Here is a 25,359-nt window from a genome sequence, read left to right on the forward strand (position 1 = left end):
GCTTCAGCTCCCCAGGCTCCGAGTTAGACGTAGGGTGGATGACGCACTTTTCATCCACCACCAGCCGGCAATGGTCGATGGGTGAAGCGTCGTCCACCCTGTTTTTTCACAACAACAAGAGGGCAATCCCCAATGAGTCAAGACAGCATCGTCGCCGGCGCCAGTGCCGGTCCCAGCAGCAGTGCAGCAGCACGCGGCCTCTGGTCGTCGCGCTGGGTTTTCTTCCTCGCCGCCACCGGTTCGGCGGTGGGCCTGGGTAACATCTGGAAGTTCCCCTATATCACCGGGCAGAACGGTGGTGGCGCCTTCGTCCTGGTCTACCTGGCCTGCATCCTGGCCATTGGCATACCGCTGTTGATGGCCGAGGTGATGATCGGTCGTCGTGGCCGGGCCAACCCTGAGGGGGCCTTCGCCGCCGTGGCCAGGCAGGCGGGTGCCAGTCGCCATTGGCGCTGGTTGGGCACGCTGGCCGTGCTCACCGGCTTTCTTATCCTCAGTTTCTACGCGGTGGTAGCCGGCTGGGCCTTGGCCTATGCGCCGGCGGCGGCCATGGGCAGCTTTGCCGGGTTGGACGGCGAAAGCAGCGGCGCATTGTTCGGCGCCATGCTCGGCGATCCCTGGAAGCTGGCCGGTTACGCCACCCTGGTGTTGCTGCTGACCCTGGGCATCGTCGCCCTGGGCGTGCGCGAGGGTCTGGAGCGCGCGCTGCGTTTCATGATGCCGGGGCTGTTCGCGCTGCTGCTGATCCTGGTGGGCTATGCCGCCACCACCGGGCATTTCCTCGAGGCCGTGCACTTTCTGTTCGACGCCGACTTCAGCAAACTGACCGGTCAGGGCGTGCTGGTAGCCCTGGGACACGCCTTCTTCACCCTCAGTTTGGCCAGCGGCGCGATGATGGTATACGGCTCCTACCTGCCGGCCGGCACTTCCATCGTCAAGACCTCGTTGATGGTGGCCCTGGCGGATACCGGGGTGGCCTTGCTGGCCGGTCTGGCGATCTTCCCGCTGGTGTTCGCCAACGGCCTGGAGCCGGGCGCGGGTCCTGGGTTGATCTTCGTCACCCTGCCTATCGCCTTCGGCCAGATGCCCTTTGGTCAGGTGGTCGGCGGACTGTTCTTCATCATGCTGGCCCTCGCCGCGCTGACCTCGGCGATCTCCCTGAGTGAGCCGACCATCGCCTGGCTCGGCGAGAAATTCGGCATCGGTCGGTTCAAGGCGGTGCTGTTGAGTGGCCTGGCACTCTGGGTGCTCAGTCTGGGTACGGTGTTTTCGTTCAACGCTTGGGCGGAATTCACCCTGTTCGGCAAGACCTTCTTCGACAGCCTGGACTACCTGACCACCAACCTGATGATGCCCCTCGGCGGGCTGGGGACGGTGCTGTTCACCGGGTGGGCGTTGAGCCGCACAACCGTGCAGGAAGCCTTGGGCGTCGGCCATGCGCCGTTGTTCAAACTATGGTGGCAGCTGCTGCGCTGGGTCACGCCGGTAGGCATCCTGGTGGTGTTCCTGCATACCCTGGGGCTGTTCGCATAGGTAAGCGTCAGCCATCCTGGGTTGCGTCTGGCATAGGGTGGACAATGCGAAGCTTGTCCACCTTGCGCATATCGAGATGCCCGTCGCGGCGTGTAGGGTGTACTCAGGAGCGTAGCGAACAGTACACCAGGCGGCGTACTGCTTCGCGAGTACGCCCTGCGTCTGTCCCTTCGCCCCGCCTCAGAGGTTGTGAAAATATCGAGCGCCGTCGCGAGAGCGGCTCCAGGCGTTCGCGGCAAGGCGCGCTACGTGAAAAACTGGGGAGTTTAGTGAGCTAAATGACCCCGTTTTTTACGTAGCGCAACGGCAGCAGCGGGCGCGTGGAGGCGGTCGCAGGAGGCGGGAGTTTTTTCACACCCTCTCAGTCGAGTGCAAGGGCCAGGCTGATGCCGTGCGGCTTGAAGCCTAGGCCTTGGTAGAAACGATGGGCTTGCTCGCGGCTCTGGTTGCTCGATAGCGCCAGCTTGTAGCAGCCCCAGGCGCGGGCGCGTTCGATGGCCTTGTCGATCAAGGCCTGGCCGATACCCAGGCCTCGTGCGTCGGCATCCACTACCACGTCTTCGAGAATCGCCGAGCGGGCGAAGTTGTGCGCCAGGTGTTCAATCAGGTGAAGCGTGCAGGTGCCGAGCAGTTTGCCGTCGCGCTCAGCCACCAGCACGATGCGGTTGGCCGTCAGTTCACTCAGGCGCAGGGCCAGTAGTTTTGGGTCGGCGCGTGCTTCATTCGGGGCCAGTTGCTGCAGCAACGCGCTCAGTGCCCGGGCGTCGCCGGAGCAGGCGGCGCGCAGGGTCAAGTGAGTAAATGGGGAATCTGGCACATGCCTGGAAGCTGGCTGGGTCATGGCGATCTCCTGGGTGGTCGATCTAGAGTATGGCCGCGGGTTGATGGCAGCGACATGACAAATCCGTCGCGGCTGGTTAACATGCGGCCCGGTCGGCAACATTGCCGATCAGAGTTACCGAGTCCCCTTAGTTCAATGGATAGAATAAGCCCCTCCTAAGGGCTAGATGCTGGTTCGACTCCAGCAGGGGATACCATCTGAAAAAGGCTTACGCATTGCGTAAGCTTTTTTTTTGCAGCCGGCCACTAATCGCTCTCGTCAACCGGCTGCACGCGTATGCGGGGCTGCAGTTGGTGCGCGTGCTAATAATTGCGGATCGCCAGGCTGTAGCCGTTCTCGAAAATGTTCCCGAGATTTTGGCTGCCTCTCCGTCTAGCGGTTCGCCTACTGCGCCGTTCTCACCTTCGTATCGGTCACAAGCTGGCTCCTGCGAAGAGCATCGACGTACTAACGCCGATTGCCCGGCTCCAGCCATGTCAACCCGGCGCTAGTCGAGCTAGGCTAGGAGGCTGAACGAGCCATAGAGAATTGTCATGACCAGCGAAACCACAACTGCGCCCATCGATGTGCCGCTGACACCTGCCGAAGCTCGAATTCTGGGCTGCCTGATCGAGAAGCAGGCGACCACCCCTGAGGTTTACCCGCTAACCCTGAATGCCCTGGTGCTGGCCTGCAACCAGAAAACCAGCCGCGAGCCCTTGATGAATCTCAATCCTGGTCAGGTCGGCCAGGGGTTGCGCAGTCTGGAAGGGCGAAGCCTGGCGCGTCTGGTGATGGGCAGTCGCGCCGATCGCTGGGAACATCGTGCAGATAAGGCTCTGGAGTTGGTGGCGGCCCAGGTCGTGTTGATCGGTCTGCTGCTGTTGCGTGGGCCGCAAACGGTCAACGAGTTGCTGGCGCGCAGCAGTCGCATGTACGCCTTCGAGGATGCCGAGCAGTTGCAGCACAATCTGGAGCGCTTGATCACCCGTGGTTTGCTCTGCCAATTGCCGCGCCAGACCGGGCAGCGAGAGGATCGTTATATGCACCTCCTGGGCGATCCAGCCGACCTTCAAGCCATCATGGAAGCCCGCGCGAGCCACGTCGAGCGTCCGGCAGCCAGTGCATACGATGAGAGTCGCCTGGATGCCCTGGAAGCACGGGTGGCCGAATTGGAGGAGCGTCTGGCGCGCCTGGAGTAGGGCAGGCGGGGGGCTAGATACAGCAAAGGCGCCGGGTAGGGCGATTTTTTGTTTTTGCATGCACGGATTGAGATTGTCAGCCCGTTCAGCCGTGAGTTTTAGCTTATGCGGTTGACCCCGCTGCGGTCGGCACCGTCTTCGGCAATGCGGTTGCTGCCAGTGCGGTCGAAGCCGTCTTCGGCGACGCGGTTGCTGCCAGTGCGGTCGAAGCCGTCTTCGGCAATGCGGTTGCCGCCGGTGCGGTCGTAGCCGTCCTCGACGATAGTGCTGCCGGCATTGGCGCCGTCGAACTGGGATTGCGCAGCGCTTTGCGGCAGGGCGAATGCGCTTACGGACAAGCTGGCCAGGATCAGGCTGGCAAGAATTTGCTTTTTCATCTTCAGGCTCCTCGTGGGGGCGGTAAGTGGCTACGGGGCCCATGTTACTGATGAAAAATAGATGAAGAAGTGCAGTTCAGGCATGGTGATAATCGATGCTGTCGATAGTAGGCTTTAAGCTCTCTATTTAAGGTGTTCTATGGGTTTTGTTGGGCTCTTTTAAGCGCTTTTTAAGCTGATGTTCTATTGGTTTATATAATCGATATATTAGATGTTTTTTCTGTGGTCTTGCTTTGCAAGGAGTAACAGGTGGAAGGCCTGCTTGAAATTATGAACGGGTGATGCGTATTTTGTACGAGCCGCTGTTTCACTACGGCTTTTGCGCAATAAGGACAGGAACAGATGAGCACCGCTAGCCGTACTGCATTGGAAGAAATATTGCGCGGAGTCGATGAGGTCGCATGCGTGACCCCGGACCTCAATGGTGTGCCGCGCGGCAAGCTGATGACCGCCGCGGGCTTCCTCGAAGGTCGGCGCTTGCAGATGGCTCGTGGGGTGCTCTTGCAATGCATCATGGGCGGCTACCCTGCGCCACGTTTTTACGGCAGCGATGATGGCGATCTGGCGCTGAATGCCGTCCCGACCCAGATTCACCGTCTGCCCTGGAGTGATACGCCGTGCGCCCTGGCCATCTGTGATGCGGATGAGTTGGATGGCAGTAGCTCAGGCCTGTCCACCCGCGGCTTGCTCAAGCAGGTGGTGGCGAACTATTCCGCTCATGGTTGGCTGCCGGTGGTGGCGACCGAGTTGGAGTTCTTCGTATTTGCGCCGAACCCTGATCCACAGCAAGCGTTTCAGCCGCCAGCAGGCCTGGATGGTCGGCGCGAGGATGGCAGCAGTGCCTTCAGCGCCAGCTCGAATAACGGTCTGCGGCCGTTCTTCAGCGAGGTGTATCGGTGCATGGCCGCGTTAGGGTTGCCGCGCGATACCTGTATGCATGAGATGGGTGTCAGTCAGTTCGAGATCAATCTGCTGCATGGCGACCCGCTATTGCTGGCCGACCAAACCTTTTTGTTCAAGCACCTGCTCAAGGAGGTCGCACTCAAGCATGGACTGACAGTGGTGTGTATGGCCAAGCCGTTGGCGCATACCCCAGGCAGCTCCATGCACATCCACCAGAGCGTGGTCGAGCAGAGGAGCGGCAGGAATATCTTCAGCGCCGCGGATGGCCAGGCGACGCCAGCTTTCTATCACTTCATCGCTGGTCAGCAAGCGGCGCTGGCGGATTTCACCCTGCTGTTCGCACCGCATGTGAATTCCTACCAGCGGCTCTGCCATCCTTATGCCTCGCCGAACAATGCCTGCTGGTCGCAAGACAACCGCGCCGCGGGTCTGCGCATTCCGGCCAGTGCGCCGGTGGCACGGCGAGTGGAAAATCGCCTGCCAGGCGCTGATGCCAACCCCTATCTGGCGCTGGCGGCCAGCCTGGCTGCCGGCCTACATGGTCTTGAGCAGCAGTTGCAGCCGAGTGCGCCGATCCAGGGTGCATTCGAGGTGCCGGATAATTTAACGCTGCCTTGTACCCTGCATGCTGCCATCGAGCGTCTGAAAAATAGTCAATTGGCCGTCGAACTGTTCGGCAAGGAATTCATCGAAGGCTACATCGCCAGCAAGACCATGGAATTGAGCAGTTATCTCGACGAGATCTCGCCGTGGGAGCGCCGCATTCTCGCCGCCCAGGCTTAACCGGACGTTGAAAAGCCACCTGCGTTGCTGATGTTTCGGTGCTACCAGGTGAGGCGATCTGCGCGCAAAAAAATCAAGGGCCGACCCGCGAGTTCCGTTGTTGCGAGGCATGCACGTGCTTGTGTGCATCCGTGCATTGCGCTTCGGCTCTACGTCCTGTGCACTACGCTTCACTCATTTGTTCATTAGTTGCGGCCATCGCGGCCGCGCCGCTCGCATTGAGCGGTTCAGTCGTCAACCAAGGAGTTATTCGCAGAGTCATGCGCATTATCTGGAAGTCTTTTCGTTCGCTGTATTTCGCCACTCTGTTGATGTTGCTGGGGTCGGGTTTGTTGAGTACCTACCTGGCGTTGCGCTTGGCTGAAACGGTGGATGGTCTATGGGTGGGTGCCTTGATGGCGGCCAACTATATCGGCCTGGTACTGGGCGGCAAGCTGGGGCACCGGCTGATCGGCCGGGTCGGGCATATTCGCGCTTATGTCGCTTGTGCCGGGGTTGTCACTGCAGCGGTGTTGGGCCACGGCCTGACCGACTGGCTGCCGGCCTGGCTGCTACTGCGCATGCTGGTGGGCCTGGCCATGATGTGCCAATACATGGTGATCGAAAGCTGGCTCAACGAGCAGGCGGAAACCAGTCAACGCGGCCAGGTGTTTTCCGGGTATATGGGCGCGTCCTATCTGGGGTTAATCCTCGGTCAATTGGTCTTGGTGGTGCATCCGACTCTCGGCCTTGAACTGCTGATGCTGGTCGCGCTGTGCTTTGCCCTGTGCCTGGTGCCGGTGGCATTGACCCATCGACTGCACCCGGCGCCCATGCATCCGGCACCGCTGGAGTTGCACTTCTTCATCAAGCGGGTGCCCTTGTCGCTGACCACTATTGGCGTTGCCGGCCTGATAATTGGTGCGTTCTACGGTTTGGCGCCGCTGTATGCGACCCGCATGGGTTTGTCTACCGAGCAGGTCGGTCTATTCATGGGTAGCTGCATTTTTGCCGGCCTGCTGGTGCAATGGCCGCTCGGCTGGTTGTCGGATCGTTGCGATCGGGCCTCGTTGATCCGTGGCTGTGCGGTGTTGTTGGCTTTGGCGGCGTTGCCTCTGGCGTTGATGCCCGAGGCGGACTTGAGGGTATTGCTCGGTGTCGGTTTCGTCATCGGCGTGTTGCAGTTCAGTCTCTACCCCCTGGCCGTGGCTTTTGCCAACGACCACGTCGAGGGCGAACGGCGCGTCTCGCTGACCGCCATGTTGCTGGTGACCTTTGGTGTCGGTGCCAGTATCGGCCCACTGTTGGCCGGTGTGTTGATGCGCTTTTGGGGCGCCAATATGCTCTATGCCTTCGTCAGTTGCTCGGCCTTGATCCTGATCTGGCGGGTGCGCCCGGATAACATCACCCACCTGCACCAGGTCGACGATGCCCCGCTGCACCACATCGCGATGCCGGACAACATGACCAGTTCGCCCCTGGTTGCCGCCCTTGACCCGCGGGTCGACGAGCAGGTCGTGCAGGATCAGATGCTCGATGGCAGCGCCGCCGATATGGCCGCCGCCGGAGCGGTTGATCCGGCTGAGCAGATGCCGCGGCCGTGACGCCTTTACTCAGCGTGATCATCCCGGCTCGCAATGAGGCTGCGGCTCTACCCTGGCTGCTGGCGGATCTGGCTCCGTTGCGCGCGGCGGGAGCGGAGCTGATTGTGGTGGATGGCGGCAGCCGCGACGCGACAGCTGAGTTGGCGGTGGCGCAGGCCGATAAGGTGCTCGAGACGAGCGCGGGGCGCGCCCTGCAACTGAATGCTGGCGCCGCTGTCGCACGGGCGGATTATCTGTGGTTCGTGCATGCCGATACCCGGGTCAGTGCTGCGTCCATCCAGCGATTGCTTGCCGTGTTGGCTGAGCGGCCGATCTGGGGGCGTTTTGATGTGCGTTTGTCGGGCAGTGGCCTGGCACTACGTTTGATCGGTACGATGATCAACCTGCGTTCGCGCTTGACCGGTGTGGCGACGGGCGACCAGGGAATCTTCGTCGCCCGTGAGTCGTTTGAGGCGCTGGGCGGTTACGCGGAGATCCCGCTGATGGAAGATATCGAGCTCAGCGGGCGCTTGAAACGGCGGGTGCGCCCGCGCTGCTTGCGTCCTGCGCTGTCAACTTCTAGCAGGCGCTGGGAGCGCGATGGTATTTGGCGTACCGTGTTGCTCATGTGGCGCTTGCGGCTGGCCTACTCTTGTGGCGCCAGCCCGGATCAGTTGGCGCGGCGGTATCACCGAGGGCCACCGCTATGAATCTGTCGATTTCTTTGCACATGCTGGCGCGTGCACCTGTGCCGGGGCGGGTGAAAACCCGGCTGATTCCTGTTCTGGGTGAAGAAGGCGCGTGTGACCTGCAGCGGTTATTACTCGAACGGGCCTTGCAGCTTCCGGCGGAAGGGTTCACTCAGCGGTTCTTGTGGCTGGACGACAGTCCGGATGCGCAGCTGCAGGTACTCGCCGAGCAGTTGAACTGGACGCTGGTTGAGCAGCCCGCCGGCGATCTGGGTGAGCGCATGCGATGCATAGCGACCTTGGGGCTGGCGGAAAGCGATGCCGTGGTGTTGATCGGCAACGATTGCCCGGCGCTGGATGGCGAGTACCTCAGTGGTGCTTGCGAGGCATTGCACGGGCAGCCAGTCGTGCTGGGGCCGGCCGAGGATGGAGGTTACGTCCTGCTCGGCTTGCGCCGCGTCGATCCCTTGCTGTTTCACGCCATGCCCTGGGGAACCGATCAGGTCTTGAGCATGACCTGCGAGCGCCTGCAGCAGTTGGACTGGCGTCATCAGCTGTTGCCGGCGTTGTGGGATGTCGATCGCCCGGAAGACCTGCCACGGCTGGCGGCGCTGGGGATCCGGGTCGACGTCTGACAACTGTCCGACGGCTTATTGCTCAGCCTGGCAATTGGCGTCGGAGGTCTTGAGCCCGTGCCCGGGAACCCGACTTGCGGCGCGGCTTCGGCGAAGACGGCGGGTAATCCCCGATAAGACCCTGACAGCCTCTCCGGGAGTAGCCGTTTGTCGGCTGGAGCGGGCCGCGTAGGTCGGGCCGCACAGATTGAATTCCGCCAGGCCCGGCAGTTCGTCCCTCGGCACAACCTACGGGTCAATTGCGCTTGCTCGGCAGGCTGCTAGAACAAGCCATCGCTGTCGAAGCGGCGTGCATCACGCTGCAGTTGGTAGACGAAGCGCTCGACCTGGCGTTGCTCCAGGCCGTTCAGGCGATGAAAGCGCACGCCGGCAAAGGTCGTGTCGAGTGTCTCTTCATACTGCACATGGCGCAGTTCCACGGCAATGGTCAGCGCGCCGAAGGGCAGTTGAGCAGTAAAGCTTTCATAAACCTGGCCAGAGTGCAGGCTGCTGGCGATATTGCCCGGCAAGCGTACTTTGCAGCCGGTGGCGGAAATATCCAGCAGTTGTCCCGTTATGGGGCTGCGCAACTTGGCGCCGGCCAGTTCGATCTTGACCGGTTCTATTTGCTTGAGTGGCACTCTGTAAGCATTGCGGCGCTGGTGATAGTGCACTTCTTCAGGCATCGGGCTGAAGTAGCAGCGTGCACCCTGGTACTCGGCTATCTGTACAGGCTGCAGGCACTCCCAGGCCACGCGCACACCTTCATGGAAGGCTTCGATGCGAAAAGGTTCGCCGTTCTGCAGGAAGCGCTCGCCATCGTTGGGGATCATCTCGTCGAGAGTCAGACGGTTTTTATCGCGTTCGACTTCAATCAGATAGCTCTGGAAACGTTGGCTGCGTTCGTGGAAGGTGATCACCAGCGGGTCGTGGTTCTGTTGTAGTTGGCGCAGATTAGCCACGATTTCCACGGGGGCTTTGAGAACCACCGGTGGTTGCGGGCCATCGTCCTCGATAAAGGGGTTGGACACGGTCCAGAACTCTCCAGGCAGATACAGTGACAATAGAATGCTGCCATTATGCCAGCGTTTTTCCAGTGTCTTATTATAAGTGTTCAGGCCTGACTGAGCGGGCGCTGCTGACCGGCTCTAGCGGTGCTGCCGCGGCTGTCATAGAGGCTGGGGGTTTCGCCACCGCGGAGAATGCCGAGGATGCTGCTTGTCGATGCTTGGTTGGAGCGAATCAAGCGACCGTTGCGTAAATTGGCAGCTTGGCAGCATTCGAGCAGGGCGTGCAGTTGGTCGCCGCGCTCAAGGAGTTCGGCGCCTTGACTAGAGCGTTCGGCAAGGGCTTGCAGCCCTGAGTTGTCGGCGCTCAATTGTAGGCTGAGCAGCAGTTGGCTGCGCGCCTGACCGTGTTGATCGAGCAACGCTAGCAGTGGTTGCTTAGTTTCCAAAATACTTTGCAAACGAACCAGGTCGCGCTCGCCGAGGGCCTGGAATTCGTTATCGATCAGTTCGAGCAGTTGCTCGGCGCTGCCGATATCGTCGTTGAAAAGCTTAAGCAGGGTTGTATCGTGCATCGCAGGCTCTCAGATGTTTGCGGGCCGTAGCAGCGCCACTGCACTGTAAGGCTAACACCCCGGCGCTGCCCTAGCGCTGCTGGGATTCGAAGTCGAGCAGTTTGCTGGCAACGCGTTGGCTGTCGACTTGGTAACTGCCGTCAAGGATCGCTTGTTTGAGCTGGGCAACGCGCTCTTTATTGACGGTTGGCTGGTCAGCCAATTTTTCGCTGATCTTTTGCAGCTGTTGCGCTTCGCGGCTGAACTGCACCGACTCGCCGCTCTTGCTGGCGTCTGCCGGCTGGGCCTGAGTTGGTGGCGGGCTGGTCGGTTTGTCGCTGATGGCTTCATTCCGGCCACCAGGCTGAGCGCCGCCCACACGCCCTGAATTGGCAGGAGTGGGGGCATTGTTTAGCCGGTTGAAGTCGATGACCATGATGTAAAACCTCGAACAGTATTTGGACGCTTGCCTAGTTTCTCGGCCATGCCGGGCAAAACTTTAGAGAAAAAAACGGTGTTTCAACCGACAGTTTAAACGCAGCGTGATAAATCGTCAGCCAGTCTGTTTGGCTAGAGCCGCTCTAGAAGATGCGAGAGTCGTGCCTACATGGCTACTTCAACTTGGCCAGGTCCTATTACCCGTGCTTTGACTATACGTTTCGAGCGTTGGTTGCGCACACTGATCTGTTTGCCGATGGCCCCGTCGGATAGGGCTTCGCCCGGTGTGCGCACGCTCATGCCGCCACTGCGTGCGCTGATCACCACCTGCTCGCCTTTGCGAATGGCCTCGGCTTGCTCGACATGCGCCGGCGCCACTACCTGATCGGGTTGCAACGGGCGCGTCAGTTTTTTGCCAACAACCTGCTTGAGGCTGGTCAGATAACCTTGGTTGAGTAGGCCGACATCGCGCTCCATCAGGCTCACATCCATGTCTGACAGAACGGTCTCACGCTTGAGTGGGCGGATGGCGGTGACCACGTCACGGTACAGCCTGACTTCTCCGGGAACGAAAACCGTCCAAGGTGAACTGCCATCGCAGCGCACCCGCATGGTGACACGCCCGATCGGTTGGGCAGGGCTTTCCAGACTGATCGTCAATTCCTTGTCGCACAGGGGCAGGCGTAAGCGTGGATCGATACGGTTGATTTCAACCTCATGCCGGCCTTGAATTTCGCTGCGCTGCAGGTAGTCGACCACCGTTAGCTCAAGAAAACTCTGGGTGGCGCCGATAAGCTGTTCAGGCAAGGTTACTGCGGCAGGTGCCACGGAGCTGTAGCCGAGCGCGAGCAAAGCAGGTAAAACTGCCAGCCAAAGGCGGCCTTTTGCCGGCAGGTATTGATACCTGCTCCGGTCGAAGTGTCGAAAAATTGTCGTTTCTGCGTTCATGCAGAGTGATTAGCAAGGCGCGTGCCGCCTGCTACACGAAGCACAATGTGCGCTACTCAAATATAGGGGTTGGGGCATGGCCGGTGTAATGGATTCGGTTAACCAGCGCACGCAGTTGGTTGGGCAGAATCGTTTGGAACTGCTGCTGTTTCGTCTTGATGGCGGGCAGCTTTATGGCATCAACGTATTCAAGGTGAAGGAGGTGCTGCAGTGCCCCAAGCTCACCATCATGCCCAGATCCAGCCCCGTCGTACGGGGGGTGGCGAGTATTCGGGGGGGCACCATTCCTATCCTCGACCTGTCCATGGCTACCGGGCGGCCGCCTTTGCAGGATCTAAAGAACAGCTTCGTCATCATCACCGAATACAACACCAAGATTCAGGGCTTTCTAGTGCATTCGGTCGAGCGCATCGTCAACATGAACTGGGAGGAGATCCATCCGCCACCCAAGGGCGCGGGGCGAGATCACTACCTCACTGCCGTGACCCGTCTCGACAATGAGTTGGTGGAAATTCTCGACGTGGAGAAAATCCTCGCCGAGGTGTCGCCGACGTCTGAGGTGATTTCTGCCGGTGTTGTGGATGCTGAAACCCAAAGCAAGGCGCTCAGCAAGCACGTGCTGATCGTCGATGACTCATCGGTGGCACGCAAGCAGGTGATTCGTTGCCTACAAACCGTTGGGGTGGAGGTCACGGCGCTGAACGATGGTCGGCAAGCCCTGGATTACCTGCGTAACATGGCAGACGAGGGCAGGCATCCCGACCAGGAGTTGCTGATGCTGATTTCCGATATCGAGATGCCGGAAATGGACGGTTATACCCTGACCGCAGAGATCCGCAGTGATGTGCGTATGCAGAAGTTGCACATCCTCCTGCATACTTCGCTTTCCGGGGTGTTCAATCAGGCCATGGTGAAGAAGGTTGGCGCCAATGACTTTCTTCCTAAGTTTCGTCCTGATGATCTGGCATCGCGGGTGGTGGCGCGCATCAATGAGGTCGATCAGGCCTAGTGAACACTGGGCGAACGCCTGCTGGGGGTTGTCTCGCGCTCGCAGAATCGCAGGCTGTGCCGGCTACCGGGCTTGGCTTTTTTCAAGCGTAAATGAGTTGTTGAGCCTGTTTTTAACACCGTATCTCCGAATGCAGCATTGTTGCTTCGGTCTGAAGATAAGGCAGCGGGTACATCTTTCAGTGCAACACTTTGATTGGCGAGGCCTGGCTAGTGTCTTCAGGTAATTTGGATTTTGAGCAGTTCCGGACGTTCCTGGAAAAGGCCTGTGGCATTTTGCTGGGTAGCAATAAGCAGTACCTGGTATCCAGCCGGCTGAACAAGTTGCAGGAACAGCACGGGATCAAGACTCTCGGGGAATTGGTGCAGCGCATGCAAAGCCAGCCGCGTAGCGGTTTGCGTGAGCAGGTGGTGGATGCCATGACCACCAATGAAACCCTGTGGTTTCGTGATACCTATCCCTTCGAGGTACTGAAGAGGCGGGTCTTGCCCGAGATGATCAAGGCGGCTCCGGGCCAGCGTATGCGCATTTGGTCTGCGGCCTGTTCTTCGGGGCAGGAGCCGTATTCCCTGTCGATGAGTATCGACGAGTTCGAGAAAACCAATATCGGCCAACTCAAGGCAGGCGTACAAATTGTTGCCACCGATCTTTCGCCGTCGATGTTGGCCAATTGCAAATCCGGCGAGTACGACAGCCTGGCAATGGGGCGGGGCCTGTCGCAAGAACGCTTGCAGCGTTATTTCGATCCGAAAGCGCCGGGACGATGGGTGGTCAAGCCGTCGATCAAGAGTCGCGTCGAATTTCGTCCGCTGAACCTGATGGACAGTTATGCCAGCCTGGGCAAGTTCGACATCGTGTTTTGCCGCAATGTGTTGATCTATTTTTCCGCCGAGATGAAGAAAGACATCCTCACGCGCATGCATGCCATGTTGAAGCCGGGTGGCTACCTGTTCCTCGGCGCGTCGGAGGCACTCAACGGCCTGCCGGATCGTTATCAGATGGTGCAATGCAGCCCGGGGATCATCTACAAGGTCAAGTAAGCCGGTTGCACAGGGTTGCACTGTATAAAGAAGCGGGAGGCCAGTGGCCTCCCGTTTTTGTTAGTCGATAAGCCCCCGTTGCGACGATTGCCTCCGTCGCCAGGCGGGACGCGCGCGCCACACTGATACAGGAAATGCCGCAAGCCCGTCGGCGGCTCCTTGGATGGGGATTCAAGAATGACCCTAATCAGTATTTGTCATACGAAGCGGCAAAACCCCGACCCGCTTGCCGGATTGTTTGCCATGAGGCGGAAAAGTCTTGCCGCTCGGCCTATTAAGATGCCTTGAATATTTAATAAGTTATTGAAATATAACATAAAAAATAAATGGCACGACCTTTGCTAAGTGTCTTGTACGGAAAACAGGTAAGCCCAACGGCAAAGGTTCCTGATCATGAGTATCAGCTTCGACAGCGCACTAGGCATCCACGAACGGGCACTCGGCTTTCGCGCCGATCGTGCCGAGGTATTGGCCAATAACATAGCCAACGCCGATACGCCCAACTACAAGGCGCGCGATCTGGATTTTGCTTCGGTGCTGGCCGAGCAGAGTGCCAATGCCCAGCGTGGTTCGGCCGGCCTGGCCCGTACCAACAGCCGGCACATCGCCGCCGAGGGCATGGCCATGGGCAATGCCAGCCTGGCCTACCGCATCCCTTCGCACCCATCGATCGATCAGAACACCGTCGACGTGCAGGTGGAACAGACCACTTACGCGGAAAACGCGGTGAACTTCCAAGCCAGCTTCACCTTTCTCAACAGCAAATTCAAAGGGCTGGTCAGCGCCCTGCGCGGCGATTAAAGGAGCCCGAAGCCATGTCATTAGCCAGTGTTTTCAATATCGCCGGAACCGGCATGAGTGCCCAGAGCACTCGTCTGAATACCATTTCCAGCAACATCGCCAATGCCGAGTCGGTGTCGTCGAGCGTCGATCAGACCTATCGCGCACGCCATCCGGTATTTGCCACCATGTTCCAGCAGTCCATGGGCGATGGCAGTGGTTCGTTGTTCGCCGAGCAGGATCAGGCCGGCAGCGGCGTGCAGGTGCTGGGTATCGTCGAGGATCAGAGCGATCTGAAGCCGCGCTACGAGCCGAACCATCCGGCGGCCGATGAAGGCGGCTATGTGTACTACCCCAACGTCAATGTGGTCGAGGAAATGGCCGACATGATTTCTGCCAGCCGGGCGTTCCAGACCAACGTCGAGATGATGAACACGGCCAAACAAATGTTGCAGCGCGTACTGACCCTGGGTCAGTAAATCGCAGGAAGGGGATAAGGCATGAGCACTGTAAATGGCGTCAGTTCGACACTCGATCAATACCAGATCAAGAGTGACACCACGGCCAATAAAGAATTGGGTAAGAACGAATTTCTCAACTTGTTGGTGGCGCAACTGAATAACCAGAACCCCCTGGAGCCGCAGAGTAATGGCGAGTTCATTGCCCAGCTAGCCCAATTCAGCCAGGTAGAAGGCATCGAGAAGCTCAATACCAGCATGGGTTCTCTGTTGTCTGGCTATCAATCTTCCCAGGCGCTGCAGGCCTCCTCCCTGGTCGGGCGCAAGGTGATCATTCCGACCGACCAGGCGGTGGTCGATACCAGCGAGAGCTTCAAGGCCAGCATGGTCCTGCCGACCAGCAGCAGCAACGTCTACGTCAATGTCTACGACAACTCGGGGGCGGTGGTGAGCCGAATCAATATGGGCGAGCAGGCCGCCGGCAATGTCAGCTTTATCTGGGACGGCAAAGATGCCAGCGGCAAACAGTTGCCGCCCGGTACCTACAAGTTCGAGGCGCAGGCCACCTACGAAGGCGAGACCCAGGCGCTTTACACCATGCTCCCGGCCAACGTCGACAGTGTGGTGTTGGGCGGCAGCGAATTGATGCTCAACCTGGCGGGGCTTGGCAGTGTGCCGCTCTCCCAGGTGCAGGTTATCGGTCAATAATTTCAAGGTTTTAATCGCCGGCTATACCGGCAAAGGAGACTTCCATGGCGTTCAATATCGGTCTTAGCGGCCTGCGCGCTGCGACCAGCGATCTCAACGTGACCGGCAACAACATCGCCAACGCCGGTACGGCCGGCTTCAAGCAGTCGCGTGCGGAGTTTTCCGATGTCTATGCGGCTTCGGTGAACGGTTCCGGTAAGAATGCGCTGGGTAGCGGCGTACTCCTGAGCAACGTCTCGCAGCTGTTCAACCAGGGTAATGTCAACTACACGCAAAATGCCCTGGACCTGGCGATCAATGGCAACGGTTTCTTTCAGACCAGCAACAACGGCGAAGTTAGCTACACCCGTGCCGGCTATTTCGGTACCGACCGTGAGGGCTTCATGGTCAATAATTTCGGTTACAAGCTGCAGGGCTACGCCGTCGATGGCAACGGTAACCTGCAGAATGGCGTGATCAATGATCTGCGCATCGAAACCGCGAGCCAGGCGCCGCGGTCAACTACCGACTTGGATCAGGTGTTCAATCTCAACTCGACCAATGCGGTACCCAGCAATACACCATTCGACCCAGGCGATCCGACCACGTACAACTCGTCGACTTCGACCAATATCTATGACAGTCAGGGCAATGCCCACTCCTTGACACAGTACTTCGTCAAGTCCGACGCTAATGATTGGACGATGAATGTGTTGGTCGATGGGCGTAATCCTAATGTGCCGACTTCGACTACACCATTCGCCACCACTCTGAATTTTACGGCTTCCGGTCAGTTGAACCTGGCGGGTCTGGCATCCACAGATTTAACCGTGAATGCCAACGGCACTTTGGATTTGACCAATTGGGTGCCGGCCGCTCCGGACAGCTCCATACCGCCGGTCTGGAGTGCCAACGGTACCAATACCCCCGCCGTGCCGATCAATATCGATCTGCGTCAGGCTACTCAGTTCGCCAGCTCCTTCGCGGTCAACAGCGTCAGTCAGGATGGCTACACCACGGGCCAGCTGGCAGGTCTTGAGATCGACGACACCGGGGTGATTTTCGCCCGCTACACCAACGGTCAATCCAAGGCACAAGGACAGGTGATTCTGGCCAGCTTCGCCAACGTGCAGGGCCTGACCCCGGTAGGTAAAACCGCCTGGGTGCAGTCCTTCGCCTCCGGTGAGCCGGTGGTTGGTACGCCGCGCAGCGGTACCCTGGGCGCTTTGCAGTCCGGTGCCCTGGAAGACTCCAACGTCGAACTGTCCGACCAGTTGGTCAACCTGATCGTCGCCCAGCGCAACTACCAGGCCAACGCCAAGACCATCGAGACCGAAAGCTCGATTACCCAGACCATCATCAACCTGCGCTGATCGGGCGCGGCTGCGCAGGCGCTGGAGTTCTCGGGTTATATCCCGCTCGTTGTGATGGGTATCGCTGCGCTCAACGCCATCCTACAGGTCAACGCGGTCAGGTTTTTGTAGGATGGGTTGAGCGCAGCGATACCCATCGAGGTTCAGGCGGATCGCCACTCAATCCGCCTGATTGGAGCGGCGACAGCGCCTCTGTCCGGCAGGCAGTGGCTTTGCCGCCAGCGGCAATAATTCGCCGACTCGATCTTGAAAGGCTCCTTGTGGGGCCTTTTCTGTATGTTAAAATCCATATATTTCAATGCCCTATGATTATTTGTCGAGAATGGCACGACGCTTGCTCTATTACCTTATATAGAGCAGCGGGCGTCACGCCTACCTCGGAGGATAACCATGGACAAGATGCTGTACGTCTCCATGACTGGAGCCCATAACAACAGCCTGGCCCAGAGTGCCCACGCCAACAACCTGGCGAATATCTCGACCAACGGCTTTCGCCGCGACTTCGAGCAGGCGCGCTCGATGCAGGTCTTCGGCGACACACTCCCGGCGCGGGTCTATGCCATGACCGAGCGCCCCGGTACCGACTTCACTCCAGGGTCAATGCAGGAAACCGGCCGCGACCTGGATGTGGCAATTGGCGGTCGCGGTTGGCTGGCCGTGCAGGCGGCCGACGGCAGCGAGGCCTATGTGCGTACTGCCAGCCTGAATATTGACGCTCTTGGCGTGTTGCGTACCGGCAACGGTTTGCCGGTGATGGGCAATGGTGGGCCGATTGCCGTGCCGCCGGAGCAGAAAATCGAAATTGGCCAGGACGGCACCATCAGCATTCGTGCCCTCGGTGAGGGACCTAGCGTGCTCGCCGAGGTCGATCGGCTGAAGCTGGTCAATCCCGATCTCAAGCAGATGGAGAAGGGCAGCGACGGCCTGATTCGCTTCAAGGGTACCGGGCCGGTGCAGGCGGATGCCAGCGTGCAGGTGACCTCCGGCTTTCTCGAGTCGAGCAACGTCAATGCGGTAGAAGAGATGACCGCAATCCTCTCCCTGTCCCGCCAGTTCGAGCTGCAAGTCAAGATGATGCGCACCGCCGAAGACAATTCAGCCGCTGTGGCGCGGGTTTTGCAAATTAGCTAATTACCAGCACGCAGCGCCTTGATAATGGCGCTCGAGGAGAATCTATATGCTTCCGGCACTGTGGGTCAGCAAGACCGGTCTGTCCGCTCAGGACATGAACCTGACCACCATTTCCAACAACCTGGCCAACGTCTCGACCACGGGTTTCAAACGCGATCGGGCCGAGTTCGAGGATCTGCTGTATCAGATCCGCCGTCAGCCAGGTGGCCAGTCCAGCCAGGACAGCCAGCTGCCGTCCGGTTTGCAGCTGGGTACCGGTGTGCGGGTGGTCGGCACGCAGAAGATCTTCACCGCCGGCAGCCTGCAAACCACCGAGCAACCCCTGGACATGGCGGTCAACGGCCGTGGTTTCTTCCAGGTGTTGATGCCCGATGGCACGGTGTCCTATACCCGTGATGGCAGCTTTCACCTGAATTCGGACGGCCAGGTCGTCACCTCCAACGGGTATGCCTTGGAGCCGGCGATTGTTCTGCCCAATGAAGTGCGCACCTTCACCGTTGGCGAAGACGGTACGGTTTCGGTGACCACCGACGGCAGTCCGCAGCCGCAGATCGTCGGCAATTTGCAGACCGCCGACTTCATCAATCCGGCGGGCCTGGAAGCGATCGGCAACAACCTGTTCCTGGAAACCGCCGCCAGCGGTGCGCCACAGGTCGGCACGCCGGGCCTCAACGGCTTGGGTACCACCCTGCAGAACACCCTGGAAAACTCCAACGTCAGCGTGGTCGAGGAGTTGGTGAACATGATCACTACCCAGCGCGCCTACGAGATGAACTCGAAAGTCATCTCCACCGCCGATCAGATGCTGGCCTTCGTTTCGCAGAATCTTTAATGCCTGATGCTGGGCGTTAGCCCGGCTCTGGCTCGATATAAAAAGCGGTGAGGTAGTGGTTATGAACCGGCTGGTAATAGTGCTCTCGATGCTGGGTCTTGCGCTTCTGGGTGGCTGCGTCTCGCCGCCAGCGAAGCCCAACGACCCGTATTACGCGCCGGTGCTGCCGCGCACACCGTTGCCGGCGGAGCTGAACAATGGTTCGATTTATCAGGCTGGCTTCGAGAACAATCTGTTCGGTGACCGCAAGGCCTACCGCGTCGGCGACATCATCACCATCACCCTTAACGAACGCACCCAGGCCAGCAAGAATGCCGGCTCGCAGATCCAGAAGGACAGCAGCGCCGACATCGGCCTGACCTCGCTGCTCGGTGGCGCGGTATCGGCGGCCAATCCGTTTTCCGACAATAAGTTGTCGCTGGGCGCCGAGTACAGCGCGAGCCGCGACACCCAGGGCAGTAGTAAGGCCGCACAAAGCAACAGCCTGAGTGGTTCGATCACGGTAACCGTGGCCGAGGTGCTACCCAATGGCATTCTGGCCGTGCGTGGCGAGAAGTGGATGACCCTCAACGCCGGCGATGAGCTGGTGCGTATCGCCGGCCTGGTGCGTGCCGACGATATCGCCACGGACAACACGGTGGCCTCGACCCGCATCGCCGACGCCCGCATCACTTATTCAGGCACCGGCTCCTTCGCCGAAGCCAGTCAGCCGGGTTGGCTCGATCGGTTTTTCATCAGCCCGCTGTGGCCGTTTTGAACAGGATGACGCCGATGACAACCGTAGGAGCGGGCCATGCCCGCGAAAACGTCCGTGTGGCGTGTAGCAAGATCGCCGGCATGACCCGCTCCTGCGTCTTGCTGCTGTGCATCCTGCTGTGCCTGCCGGCGCAAGCTGAGCGGCTTAAGGACCTGGCCAGCATCCAGGGTGTGCGCAGTAACCAGTTGATTGGCTACGGCCTGGTGGTTGGCCTCAATGGTAGCGGCGACCAGACCACCCAGACGCCGTTCACCGTGCAGACCTTCAACAACATGATGGCGCAGTTCGGCATCAAGGTCCCGCAAGGTGGCAATGTCCAACTGAAGAACGTCGCGGCGGTGTCCATCCATGCCGACTTGCCCGCGTTCGCCCGGCCGGGGCAGACCATCGATATCACCGTTTCCTCTATCGGCAACGCCAAGAGCCTGCGCGGTGGCAGCTTGCTGATGGCGCCGCTCAAGGGTATCGACGGTAATGTCTACGCCATCGCCCAGGGTAATCTGGTCGTCGGCGGCTTCGATGCCGAAGGCGGCGACGGTTCGCGGATTACCGTCAATGTACCCTCGGCGGGGCGTATTCCTGGCGGCGCATCGGTCGAGCGCTCGGTGCCCAGCGGTTTCAATCAGGGCAATACCCTGACGCTCAACCTCAATCGTCCGGACTACACCACCGCGAAGAATATCGTCGACCAGATCAACGACTTGCTCGGCCCTGGTGTCGCCCAGGCGCTTGACGGCGGTTCGATCCGCGTCAGTGCGCCGCTGGATGCGAATCAGCGCGTGGATTACCTGTCGATTCTGGAGAACCTCGAAGTGGAAGTCGGTCAGGCGGTGGCCAAGATCATCATCAATGCACGCACCGGCACCATCGTCATTGGCCAGAACGTGCGCGTACAGCCGGCCGCCGTAACCCACGGCAGCCTGACGGTAACCATCACCGAAGACCCTATTGTCAGTCAGCCGGAAGCCTTATCCGGTGGGCAGACCGCGGTAGTGCCACGCTCGCGAGTCAATGCCGACCAAGAAGCCAAGCCGATGTTCAAGTTCGGCCCCGGCACCACTCTGGATGAAATTGTCCGGGCGGTTAACCAGGTGGGCGCATCGCCCTCCGACCTGATGGCCATCCTGGAGGCGCTCAAGCAAGCCGGCGCCTTGCAGGCTGACCTGATTGTCATTTGAGGTATAGGTTATGGATTCTCGACTCTCGGCCGGTTTGCTCGGCAGCGTTAACACCAACAGCCCGCTGGACAGCGGCGCCTTCACCGACCTGAACCGCCTCAACCAGTTCAAGCTCGGTGGTGACAGCGAAAAGAACATTCGCAAGGTGGCGCAAGAGTTCGAGTCGCTGTTTCTCAATGAAATGCTCAAAGCCATGCGTTCGGCCAACGAAGTGTTCGCCGAAGGCAATTTCATGAACAGCAACGAGAGCAAGACCTACCAGGACATGCACGACCAGCAACTGTCGGTGACCCTGTCGAATAATCAGAATGGTATCGGCCTGGCCGACGTGCTGGTGCGGCAGATGTCGCAGCTCAAGGACGCCGGCAGCCGGCCCAATCCTTTCGCCCAGGTCGATCAGCCCGTGCCGAGTGCGCCGAGCAAGCCGTTGGCCAAGGTCGACAGCAGCCGCGACGACTCATCCTTGCTCAACCAGCGGCGGCTGTCGCTGCCGGGCAGGCTGAGCGACCGGATGATGGTGGGCATCGTGCCTACGGCTGGCGCGGTAACTGCACAGCCTCTGGCGCAGAACGACTGGATGGCGGCCAAGGCGTTTGCCGCTCCCGCCGACAAGGCCCTGAGCCTGAATGGCGCAGATGCCATCAGCGGTCGGCGTTTAGCCCAGGTACCGGGCAAGACAGCCTTTGCGTCGAAGGACGAATTCATCGCGGCCATGCTGCCAATGGCCGAGCAGGCCGCCGAGAAGATCGGCGTCGATGCGCGCTACCTGGTGGCCCAGGCTGCTCTGGAAACCGGTTGGGGCAAGTCGATCATTCGCCAGCAGGACGGCACCAGCAGCCACAACCTGTTCGGCATCAAGAGCCACAACAGCTGGGATGGCGAGTCGGCGCGGGTGATGACCACCGAATACCAGGGCGGTAAGGCCGTCAAAGAGGCTGCATCCTTCCGCGCCTATGATTCTTATGCCCATAGCTTCGAAGATTATGTGAGTTTTTTGCAGAGCAACGGCCGCTACGAGAAAGCCCTCGATGCCACGCAGAACCCTGAGCAATTCGCCCGTGAGCTGCAGAAGGCCGGTTACGCCACCGACCCGCAGTACGCCCGCAAGGTGGCGCAGATCGCCCGGCAGATGTCGACCTACCAAGCGATCGCTTCCAGCGACACAGCGCCGACCCGGGGATGAATTGAGCCATGGCTGACTTACTGAGTATTGGCCTGTCCGGGTTGTCGGCGAACAAGACGTCGCTGTCAGTCACCGGCCATAACATCACCAACGTCAACACCCCGGGGTTTTCTCGCCAGGATGCAGTGCAGGCCACGCGTAACCCGCAGTTCAGTGGCGCCGGCTATATAGGCTCGGGCACCACCCTGGTGGATATCCGGCGTACTTACAGTGAGTTTCTGACCACGCAGGTGCGCAGCAGTACTGCCCTCAGCTCCGATGTCGAGGCCTATAGAGGCCAGATCGAACAGCTCGACTCGCTGTTGGCCGGCACCACCACCGGCATCACGCCCTCGCTGCAGAAGTTCTTCTCTGCCCTGCAGACGGCCGCCGAAGACCCGGCCAATATCCCGGCGCGGCAACTGGTGCTGTCCGAGGCAGAAGGCCTGGCCAAGCGCTTCAATACGGTTTCCGACCGGATCACCGAGCAGAACAGCTTCATCAACAAACAAATGGTCGCCGTCAGCGACCAGGTCAACCGGTTGGCCACCTCGATCGCCAGCTACAACGATGCAATCGCCAAGGCCTCCGCGAACGGCCAGCAACCCAACGACTTACTCGATGCGCGTGAAGAGGCGGTCCGTCAACTGTCCACCTACGTGGGTGTGACCGTGGTGGCGCAGGATGACAACTCGCTCAATCTGTTCGTCGGCTCTGGCCAGCCGTTGGTGGTGGGTAGCACCACCAGCCGCCTGGAAGTCGGGCCAGGGCAGGGCGACCCGACGCGTTTTGAAGTGAGCTTCGTCAGTGGCGGCTCACGCCAGGGCATCACCTCCTTGCTCACTGGCGGCGAGCTGGGCGGGCTGATCCGCTACCGCGCGGAAACCCTGGACCCGACCCTCAATTCGCTTGGGCGACTGGCCCTGGCGGTCAGTGATCAAGTCAATACCCAGCTCGGCCAGGGGCTGGACTTGAAGGGCCAGGTAGGCACGGCGCTGTTCGGTGACTACAACGACACGGCGCTGGCTCAGCTGCGGGTGCGGGCGTTTGCGAGCAATACCAGTAACGTCCAGCCGGCGCTCAATATCACCGACACCAGCGTGCTCACCACCAGCGACTACCGCCTGGAATACGACGGCAGCAACTACAGTGCCCGACGCTTGAGCGATGGCGCGGCGATGACGATCAACCCCAGTTCGCCTGGCAGCTATCCGGCGACCCTGACGTTCACCGATGCGGCCGGTCGTGACCAGGGCTTTGAGCTGGCCATCGATTCCGCGCCAGCGGCGGCGGACAAGTTTCTGCTACAGCCAACCCGGCGTGGCGCCACCACCATCAGTGCCCAGTTGGATCAGCCGGATCAGTTGGCCTTTGCCGCGCCCTTGCGCTCGGAGGCCAATTTACAGAACCGCGGTAACGGAGTGATTGGCCAGCCCGCCATCGACAACGTCCAGGACCCGCTGGTCCCGGCGGATCTGCAGGCGCTATCACCGCTGACCATGACCTATTCCGCGCCCGTCGCGCCTGCCACGGCTGGGACGCTGACCCTGAGTGCACCGGGCGGCGTCACTTTCTCCCCGGCTACCCTGAGCATCACTCCGGGGCAGAGCAACACGCTGAGCTATATGATCACCTCCGGTGGCAGTACGTTGGAAGTCTCGCAGGCCTTCAGCGGTCGCCCGGAAAGTGGCGACACCTTCACTCTGGGCTTCAATCAAAACGGCGTATCGGACAACCGCAACGCCCTGAAATTGGTCGATCTGCAGAACAAGCAGACCGTAGGCGTGGATCCGTCAATGGGTATCAGTACCGGCGTCAGCTTCACCGATGGCTATGGCGATCTGGTCGAGCGAGTCGGCACTCTGACCGCGCAAGCCCGACAGGACAGCGAAGCCACCGGCGCCATCCTCAAGCAGGCGACCAACAACCGTGACTCGCTGTCGGCGGTCAACCTCGACGAAGAGGCCGCCAACCTGATCAAATTCGAGCAGTACTACAATGCATCGGCGCAGGTCATTCAAGTTGCGCGCTCTTTGTTCGATACCCTGATCAATACCTTTAGATAAATGTGCGCCGATCTCTGGCGCGTATAGGACAATCCCCTCTCCCTCCGGGAGCGGGCTAGGGTGAGGGGCTGCTAGCGGCGGCCAGACTCCGGATTGCAACAAGAGGCTCAAGCATGCGCATCTCCACCATCCAGGCGTTCAACAACGGAGTCGCCGGCATCCAGCGTAACTACGCCAATGCCACCCGCACCCAGGAGCAGATCAGTACCGGCAACCGCATCCTCACCCCGGCGGACGACCCGGTCGCCTCGGTGCGCCTGCTGCAACTGGAGCAACAGCAGAACGTGCTGACCCAGCACAAGGACAACCTCACCGCGGCGAACAATAGCCTGACCCAGGAAGAAGTCACCCTCAACTCGGTCAACACCATCCTCCAGCGCGTGCGCGAGCTGGCGGTGCAGGCCGGCAATGGCGCGCTCAGCCTGGCGGATCGCCAATCCCTCTCGGCGGAACTGGGGGCGCGCGAGGAAGAACTGTTCGGCCTGATGAATACCCGCAGTGCCCGCGGCGAATATTTGTTCGCCGGTTTTCAGGGCAAGACCCAACCCTTCGTGCGCGAGGGTGATGGCAGCTACAGCTACCAGGGCGATGAGGGACAGCGCAAGCTACAGGTGGCCAGCTCGCTGGATCTGGCAATCAGCGATAACGGCAAGAAAATCTTCCAGAACGTCACCAATGCGGGGCGCCTGGAACTTTCACCGGCAGTTGGCCCTTACGCTCCTGGTTCAGGCCTAAGCGTATCGGCCCCGTTGGTGCAGGACGAAGTGGCCTTCTCCGGCACTCCGCCGTTCCCGCCGGCCGGCATTGGCATCCGCTTTATTTCCGATAGCCAGTACGTGGTTTACGACCAGGCCAGCCCGCCGACTTTTCCTGTGACTTTGCCGGACCCCTTGGTGTTAAAGAGCGGCGTCGTCGATGATCGGTCCGATACCAGCGACCAGTTAGTTTTTCGCGGCGTGCGCCTGCAGTTCGACGGGCTGCCACTAGGCGGCGAAAGCATCCTGATCACCGCTGACTCCGCTCGGCAGAAGCAGGGCATCCTCGACACCATCGCCAATCTACGCACTAGTCTGGAAAACCCGGCAACCGGCTCGCAGGTGAACGATGCGGTGGCGGTGGCGCTGACCAACCTCGATCACGGCATGACCACGGTGGACGGAGTGCGCGGCGAGATCGGCGCGCGCCTGAATATCATCGAGTCGACCCAGACCGATAACGAAGACGTCAGCTTGGTCAACAAGGGTGTGCAGGCCGATTTGCGCGAGCTGGACTACGCCGAAGCCCTGTCGCGGTTGTCCTTCCAGACCATTGTTCTGGAGGCATCGCAGCAGAGCTACGTGAAGATCGCCGGACTTAGCCTGTTCAACCAGCTGCGCTGAGGGGCTTGGCTGGGTTATGCCGCTACGCGGCTAGCTGCCCGGCCTACGGATCAGTTGGTCGTTGCAATGGCTATTGG

Annotated in this window: 25 protein-coding genes and 1 tRNA gene; 20 read left to right on the forward strand and 6 right to left on the reverse strand. The window is 60.0% G+C overall.

The window, feature by feature from the left end; genetic code table 11:
* The first annotated feature begins 132 nt into the window (after positions 1–132).
* Entirely contained in the window at positions 133–1,533 is a 1,401-nt protein-coding gene (locus VCJ09_RS08155; RefSeq protein WP_079201374.1) for a sodium-dependent transporter, read from the forward strand.
* A 361-nt stretch (positions 1,534–1,894) separates the two neighbouring features.
* Here VCJ09_RS08155 and VCJ09_RS08160 read toward each other — a convergent pair whose 3' ends face one another.
* On the reverse strand, positions 1,895–2,374 hold the full coding sequence (locus VCJ09_RS08160; RefSeq protein WP_324733896.1) for a GNAT family N-acetyltransferase: 480 nt from the start codon (positions 2,372–2,374) through the stop codon (positions 1,895–1,897).
* A 121-nt stretch (positions 2,375–2,495) separates the two neighbouring features.
* Between VCJ09_RS08160 and VCJ09_RS08165 the strand changes: the two genes are divergently transcribed.
* Both VCJ09_RS08165 and VCJ09_RS08170 read left to right on the forward strand, forming a co-directional pair.
* Positions 2,496–2,570 (forward strand) — tRNA-Arg (locus VCJ09_RS08165).
* A 337-nt stretch (positions 2,571–2,907) separates the two neighbouring features.
* A complete protein-coding gene (locus VCJ09_RS08170) occupies positions 2,908–3,555 on the forward strand; it encodes a YceH family protein (RefSeq protein ID WP_324733897.1) in 648 nt (215 codons plus the stop codon).
* A gap of 98 nt (positions 3,556–3,653) precedes the next feature.
* Here the strand turns inward: VCJ09_RS08170 and VCJ09_RS08175 are convergent, their stop codons facing one another.
* Entirely contained in the window at positions 3,654–3,932 is a 279-nt protein-coding gene (locus VCJ09_RS08175; protein WP_324733898.1) for a hypothetical protein, read from the reverse strand.
* A gap of 444 nt (positions 3,933–4,376) precedes the next feature.
* Between VCJ09_RS08175 and VCJ09_RS08180 the strand changes: the two genes are divergently transcribed.
* The 4 genes from VCJ09_RS08180 (at position 4,377) to VCJ09_RS08195 (ending at position 8,504) form a co-directional block, all read left to right on the forward strand.
* Positions 4,377–5,618 carry a glutamine synthetase family protein gene (locus tag VCJ09_RS08180; protein WP_324734624.1) on the forward strand — a complete coding sequence of 414 codons (1,242 nt, stop codon included), beginning with the start codon at positions 4,377–4,379 and terminating at the stop codon, positions 5,616–5,618.
* 260 nt (positions 5,619–5,878) lie between these two features.
* The gene (locus VCJ09_RS08185; protein WP_324733899.1) at positions 5,879–7,201 is read left to right on the forward strand and encodes an MFS transporter; all 1,323 of its coding nucleotides are present in this window, start codon (positions 5,879–5,881) and stop codon (positions 7,199–7,201) included.
* Positions 7,198–7,890 (forward strand): TIGR04283 family arsenosugar biosynthesis glycosyltransferase, encoded by a 693-nt coding sequence (locus VCJ09_RS08190; protein WP_324733900.1) that lies wholly within the window; start codon positions 7,198–7,200, stop codon positions 7,888–7,890. The genes VCJ09_RS08185 and VCJ09_RS08190 overlap by 4 nt, the downstream gene beginning before the upstream one ends.
* The gene (locus tag VCJ09_RS08195) at positions 7,887–8,504 is read left to right on the forward strand and encodes a TIGR04282 family arsenosugar biosynthesis glycosyltransferase (RefSeq protein WP_324733901.1); all 618 of its coding nucleotides are present in this window, start codon (positions 7,887–7,889) and stop codon (positions 8,502–8,504) included. The genes VCJ09_RS08190 and VCJ09_RS08195 overlap by 4 nt, the downstream gene beginning before the upstream one ends.
* Positions 8,505–8,764: 260 nt before the next feature.
* On the opposite strand, the gene VCJ09_RS08200 is transcribed toward VCJ09_RS08195, so the two are convergent.
* The 4 genes from VCJ09_RS08200 to flgA all read right to left on the reverse strand — a co-directional run bounded on the left by VCJ09_RS08200 (position 8,765) and on the right by flgA (position 11,430).
* The gene (locus tag VCJ09_RS08200; protein WP_407693019.1) at positions 8,765–9,547 is read right to left on the reverse strand and encodes a flagellar brake protein; all 783 of its coding nucleotides are present in this window, start codon (positions 9,545–9,547) and stop codon (positions 8,765–8,767) included.
* A 50-nt stretch (positions 9,548–9,597) separates the two neighbouring features.
* Positions 9,598–10,065: a flagella synthesis protein FlgN gene (locus VCJ09_RS08205; protein WP_324733902.1), complete on the reverse strand. Its 468-nt coding sequence runs from the start codon at positions 10,063–10,065 to the stop codon at positions 9,598–9,600.
* 70 nt (positions 10,066–10,135) lie between these two features.
* Entirely contained in the window at positions 10,136–10,480 is a 345-nt protein-coding gene (flgM, locus tag VCJ09_RS08210; RefSeq protein ID WP_324733903.1) for a flagellar biosynthesis anti-sigma factor FlgM, read from the reverse strand.
* A gap of 167 nt (positions 10,481–10,647) precedes the next feature.
* Positions 10,648–11,430 (reverse strand): flagellar basal body P-ring formation chaperone FlgA, encoded by a 783-nt coding sequence (gene flgA, locus VCJ09_RS08215; RefSeq protein WP_407693020.1) that lies wholly within the window; start codon positions 11,428–11,430, stop codon positions 10,648–10,650.
* A 76-nt stretch (positions 11,431–11,506) separates the two neighbouring features.
* Between flgA and VCJ09_RS08220 the strand changes: the two genes are divergently transcribed.
* From VCJ09_RS08220 to flgL, 13 genes are all read left to right on the forward strand, one after another.
* The gene (locus VCJ09_RS08220) at positions 11,507–12,439 is read left to right on the forward strand and encodes a chemotaxis protein CheV (protein WP_324733904.1); all 933 of its coding nucleotides are present in this window, start codon (positions 11,507–11,509) and stop codon (positions 12,437–12,439) included.
* A 212-nt stretch (positions 12,440–12,651) separates the two neighbouring features.
* Positions 12,652–13,479, forward strand: a complete 828-nt coding sequence (cheR, locus tag VCJ09_RS08225; RefSeq protein ID WP_324733905.1) for a protein-glutamate O-methyltransferase CheR — start codon at positions 12,652–12,654, stop codon at positions 13,477–13,479.
* A 393-nt stretch (positions 13,480–13,872) separates the two neighbouring features.
* Positions 13,873–14,280 carry a flagellar basal body rod protein FlgB gene (flgB, locus tag VCJ09_RS08230; protein WP_079201386.1) on the forward strand — a complete coding sequence of 136 codons (408 nt, stop codon included), beginning with the start codon at positions 13,873–13,875 and terminating at the stop codon, positions 14,278–14,280.
* A 14-nt stretch (positions 14,281–14,294) separates the two neighbouring features.
* Positions 14,295–14,738, forward strand: coding sequence for a flagellar basal body rod protein FlgC (flgC, locus tag VCJ09_RS08235; RefSeq protein ID WP_079201387.1), 444 nt, complete (start codon positions 14,295–14,297; stop codon positions 14,736–14,738).
* Positions 14,739–14,759: 21 nt separating this feature from the next.
* Positions 14,760–15,425: a flagellar hook assembly protein FlgD gene (flgD, locus tag VCJ09_RS08240; RefSeq protein ID WP_324733906.1), complete on the forward strand. Its 666-nt coding sequence runs from the start codon at positions 14,760–14,762 to the stop codon at positions 15,423–15,425.
* A 44-nt stretch (positions 15,426–15,469) separates the two neighbouring features.
* Complete coding sequence (gene flgE / locus VCJ09_RS08245; protein ID WP_324733907.1) at positions 15,470–16,777, forward strand: flagellar hook protein FlgE; 1,308 nt, start codon at positions 15,470–15,472, stop codon at positions 16,775–16,777.
* A gap of 390 nt (positions 16,778–17,167) precedes the next feature.
* Positions 17,168–17,908: a flagellar basal body rod protein FlgF gene (locus tag VCJ09_RS08250; RefSeq protein ID WP_324733908.1), complete on the forward strand. Its 741-nt coding sequence runs from the start codon at positions 17,168–17,170 to the stop codon at positions 17,906–17,908.
* A gap of 46 nt (positions 17,909–17,954) precedes the next feature.
* Positions 17,955–18,740, forward strand: a complete 786-nt coding sequence (flgG, locus tag VCJ09_RS08255; RefSeq protein ID WP_079201391.1) for a flagellar basal-body rod protein FlgG — start codon at positions 17,955–17,957, stop codon at positions 18,738–18,740.
* Between the two features lie 61 nt (positions 18,741–18,801).
* Positions 18,802–19,497 (forward strand): flagellar basal body L-ring protein FlgH, encoded by a 696-nt coding sequence (gene flgH, locus VCJ09_RS08260; RefSeq protein ID WP_324733909.1) that lies wholly within the window; start codon positions 18,802–18,804, stop codon positions 19,495–19,497.
* Positions 19,498–19,577: 80 nt separating this feature from the next.
* Complete coding sequence (locus VCJ09_RS08265) at positions 19,578–20,675, forward strand: flagellar basal body P-ring protein FlgI (protein WP_324734627.1); 1,098 nt, start codon at positions 19,578–19,580, stop codon at positions 20,673–20,675.
* Positions 20,676–20,685: 10 nt separating this feature from the next.
* Positions 20,686–21,858: a flagellar assembly peptidoglycan hydrolase FlgJ gene (gene flgJ, locus VCJ09_RS08270; RefSeq protein ID WP_324733910.1), complete on the forward strand. Its 1,173-nt coding sequence runs from the start codon at positions 20,686–20,688 to the stop codon at positions 21,856–21,858.
* Positions 21,859–21,866: 8 nt separating this feature from the next.
* Positions 21,867–23,903: a flagellar hook-associated protein FlgK gene (gene flgK / locus VCJ09_RS08275; RefSeq protein ID WP_324733911.1), complete on the forward strand. Its 2,037-nt coding sequence runs from the start codon at positions 21,867–21,869 to the stop codon at positions 23,901–23,903.
* Positions 23,904–24,016: 113 nt separating this feature from the next.
* Positions 24,017–25,282, forward strand: a complete 1,266-nt coding sequence (flgL, locus tag VCJ09_RS08280) for a flagellar hook-associated protein FlgL (RefSeq protein ID WP_324733912.1) — start codon at positions 24,017–24,019, stop codon at positions 25,280–25,282.
* The last annotated feature ends 77 nt before the right edge of the window (positions 25,283–25,359 follow it).

The sequence above is a fragment of the Pseudomonas paeninsulae genome (assembly GCF_035621475.1).
GTDB lineage: Bacteria > Pseudomonadota > Gammaproteobacteria > Pseudomonadales > Pseudomonadaceae > Aquipseudomonas > Aquipseudomonas paeninsulae.

Excerpts from the sequence above, each read along its gene's own strand:
- flgB (WP_079201386.1), top strand. The coding sequence starts at position 13,873 with ATGAGTATCAGCTTCGACAGCGCACTAGGCATCCACGAACGGGCACTC.
- VCJ09_RS08160 (WP_324733896.1), bottom strand. The coding sequence starts at position 2,374 with ATGACCCAGCCAGCTTCCAGGCATGTGCCAGATTCCCCATTTACTCAC.
- flgL (WP_324733912.1), top strand. The coding sequence starts at position 24,017 with ATGCGCATCTCCACCATCCAGGCGTTCAACAACGGAGTCGCCGGCATC.
- VCJ09_RS08170 (WP_324733897.1), top strand. The coding sequence starts at position 2,908 with ATGACCAGCGAAACCACAACTGCGCCCATCGATGTGCCGCTGACACCT.
- flgA (WP_407693020.1), bottom strand. The coding sequence starts at position 11,430 with ATGAACGCAGAAACGACAATTTTTCGACACTTCGACCGGAGCAGGTAT.
- VCJ09_RS08185 (WP_324733899.1), top strand. The coding sequence starts at position 5,879 with ATGCGCATTATCTGGAAGTCTTTTCGTTCGCTGTATTTCGCCACTCTG.
- flgK (WP_324733911.1), top strand. The coding sequence starts at position 21,867 with ATGGCTGACTTACTGAGTATTGGCCTGTCCGGGTTGTCGGCGAACAAG.
- VCJ09_RS08250 (WP_324733908.1), top strand. The coding sequence starts at position 17,168 with ATGGACAAGATGCTGTACGTCTCCATGACTGGAGCCCATAACAACAGC.
- VCJ09_RS08265 (WP_324734627.1), top strand. The coding sequence starts at position 19,578 with ATGACCCGCTCCTGCGTCTTGCTGCTGTGCATCCTGCTGTGCCTGCCG.
- VCJ09_RS08175 (WP_324733898.1), bottom strand. The coding sequence starts at position 3,932 with ATGAAAAAGCAAATTCTTGCCAGCCTGATCCTGGCCAGCTTGTCCGTA.
- flgH (WP_324733909.1), top strand. The coding sequence starts at position 18,802 with ATGAACCGGCTGGTAATAGTGCTCTCGATGCTGGGTCTTGCGCTTCTG.
- VCJ09_RS08205 (WP_324733902.1), bottom strand. The coding sequence starts at position 10,065 with ATGCACGATACAACCCTGCTTAAGCTTTTCAACGACGATATCGGCAGC.
- VCJ09_RS08195 (WP_324733901.1), top strand. The coding sequence starts at position 7,887 with ATGAATCTGTCGATTTCTTTGCACATGCTGGCGCGTGCACCTGTGCCG.
- flgD (WP_324733906.1), top strand. The coding sequence starts at position 14,760 with ATGAGCACTGTAAATGGCGTCAGTTCGACACTCGATCAATACCAGATC.
- VCJ09_RS08220 (WP_324733904.1), top strand. The coding sequence starts at position 11,507 with ATGGCCGGTGTAATGGATTCGGTTAACCAGCGCACGCAGTTGGTTGGG.
- flgC (WP_079201387.1), top strand. The coding sequence starts at position 14,295 with ATGTCATTAGCCAGTGTTTTCAATATCGCCGGAACCGGCATGAGTGCC.
- flgJ (WP_324733910.1), top strand. The coding sequence starts at position 20,686 with ATGGATTCTCGACTCTCGGCCGGTTTGCTCGGCAGCGTTAACACCAAC.
- flgG (WP_079201391.1), top strand. The coding sequence starts at position 17,955 with ATGCTTCCGGCACTGTGGGTCAGCAAGACCGGTCTGTCCGCTCAGGAC.
- VCJ09_RS08180 (WP_324734624.1), top strand. The coding sequence starts at position 4,377 with ATGACCGCCGCGGGCTTCCTCGAAGGTCGGCGCTTGCAGATGGCTCGT.
- flgM (WP_324733903.1), bottom strand. The coding sequence starts at position 10,480 with ATGGTCATCGACTTCAACCGGCTAAACAATGCCCCCACTCCTGCCAAT.
- VCJ09_RS08155 (WP_079201374.1), top strand. The coding sequence starts at position 133 with ATGAGTCAAGACAGCATCGTCGCCGGCGCCAGTGCCGGTCCCAGCAGC.
- flgE (WP_324733907.1), top strand. The coding sequence starts at position 15,470 with ATGGCGTTCAATATCGGTCTTAGCGGCCTGCGCGCTGCGACCAGCGAT.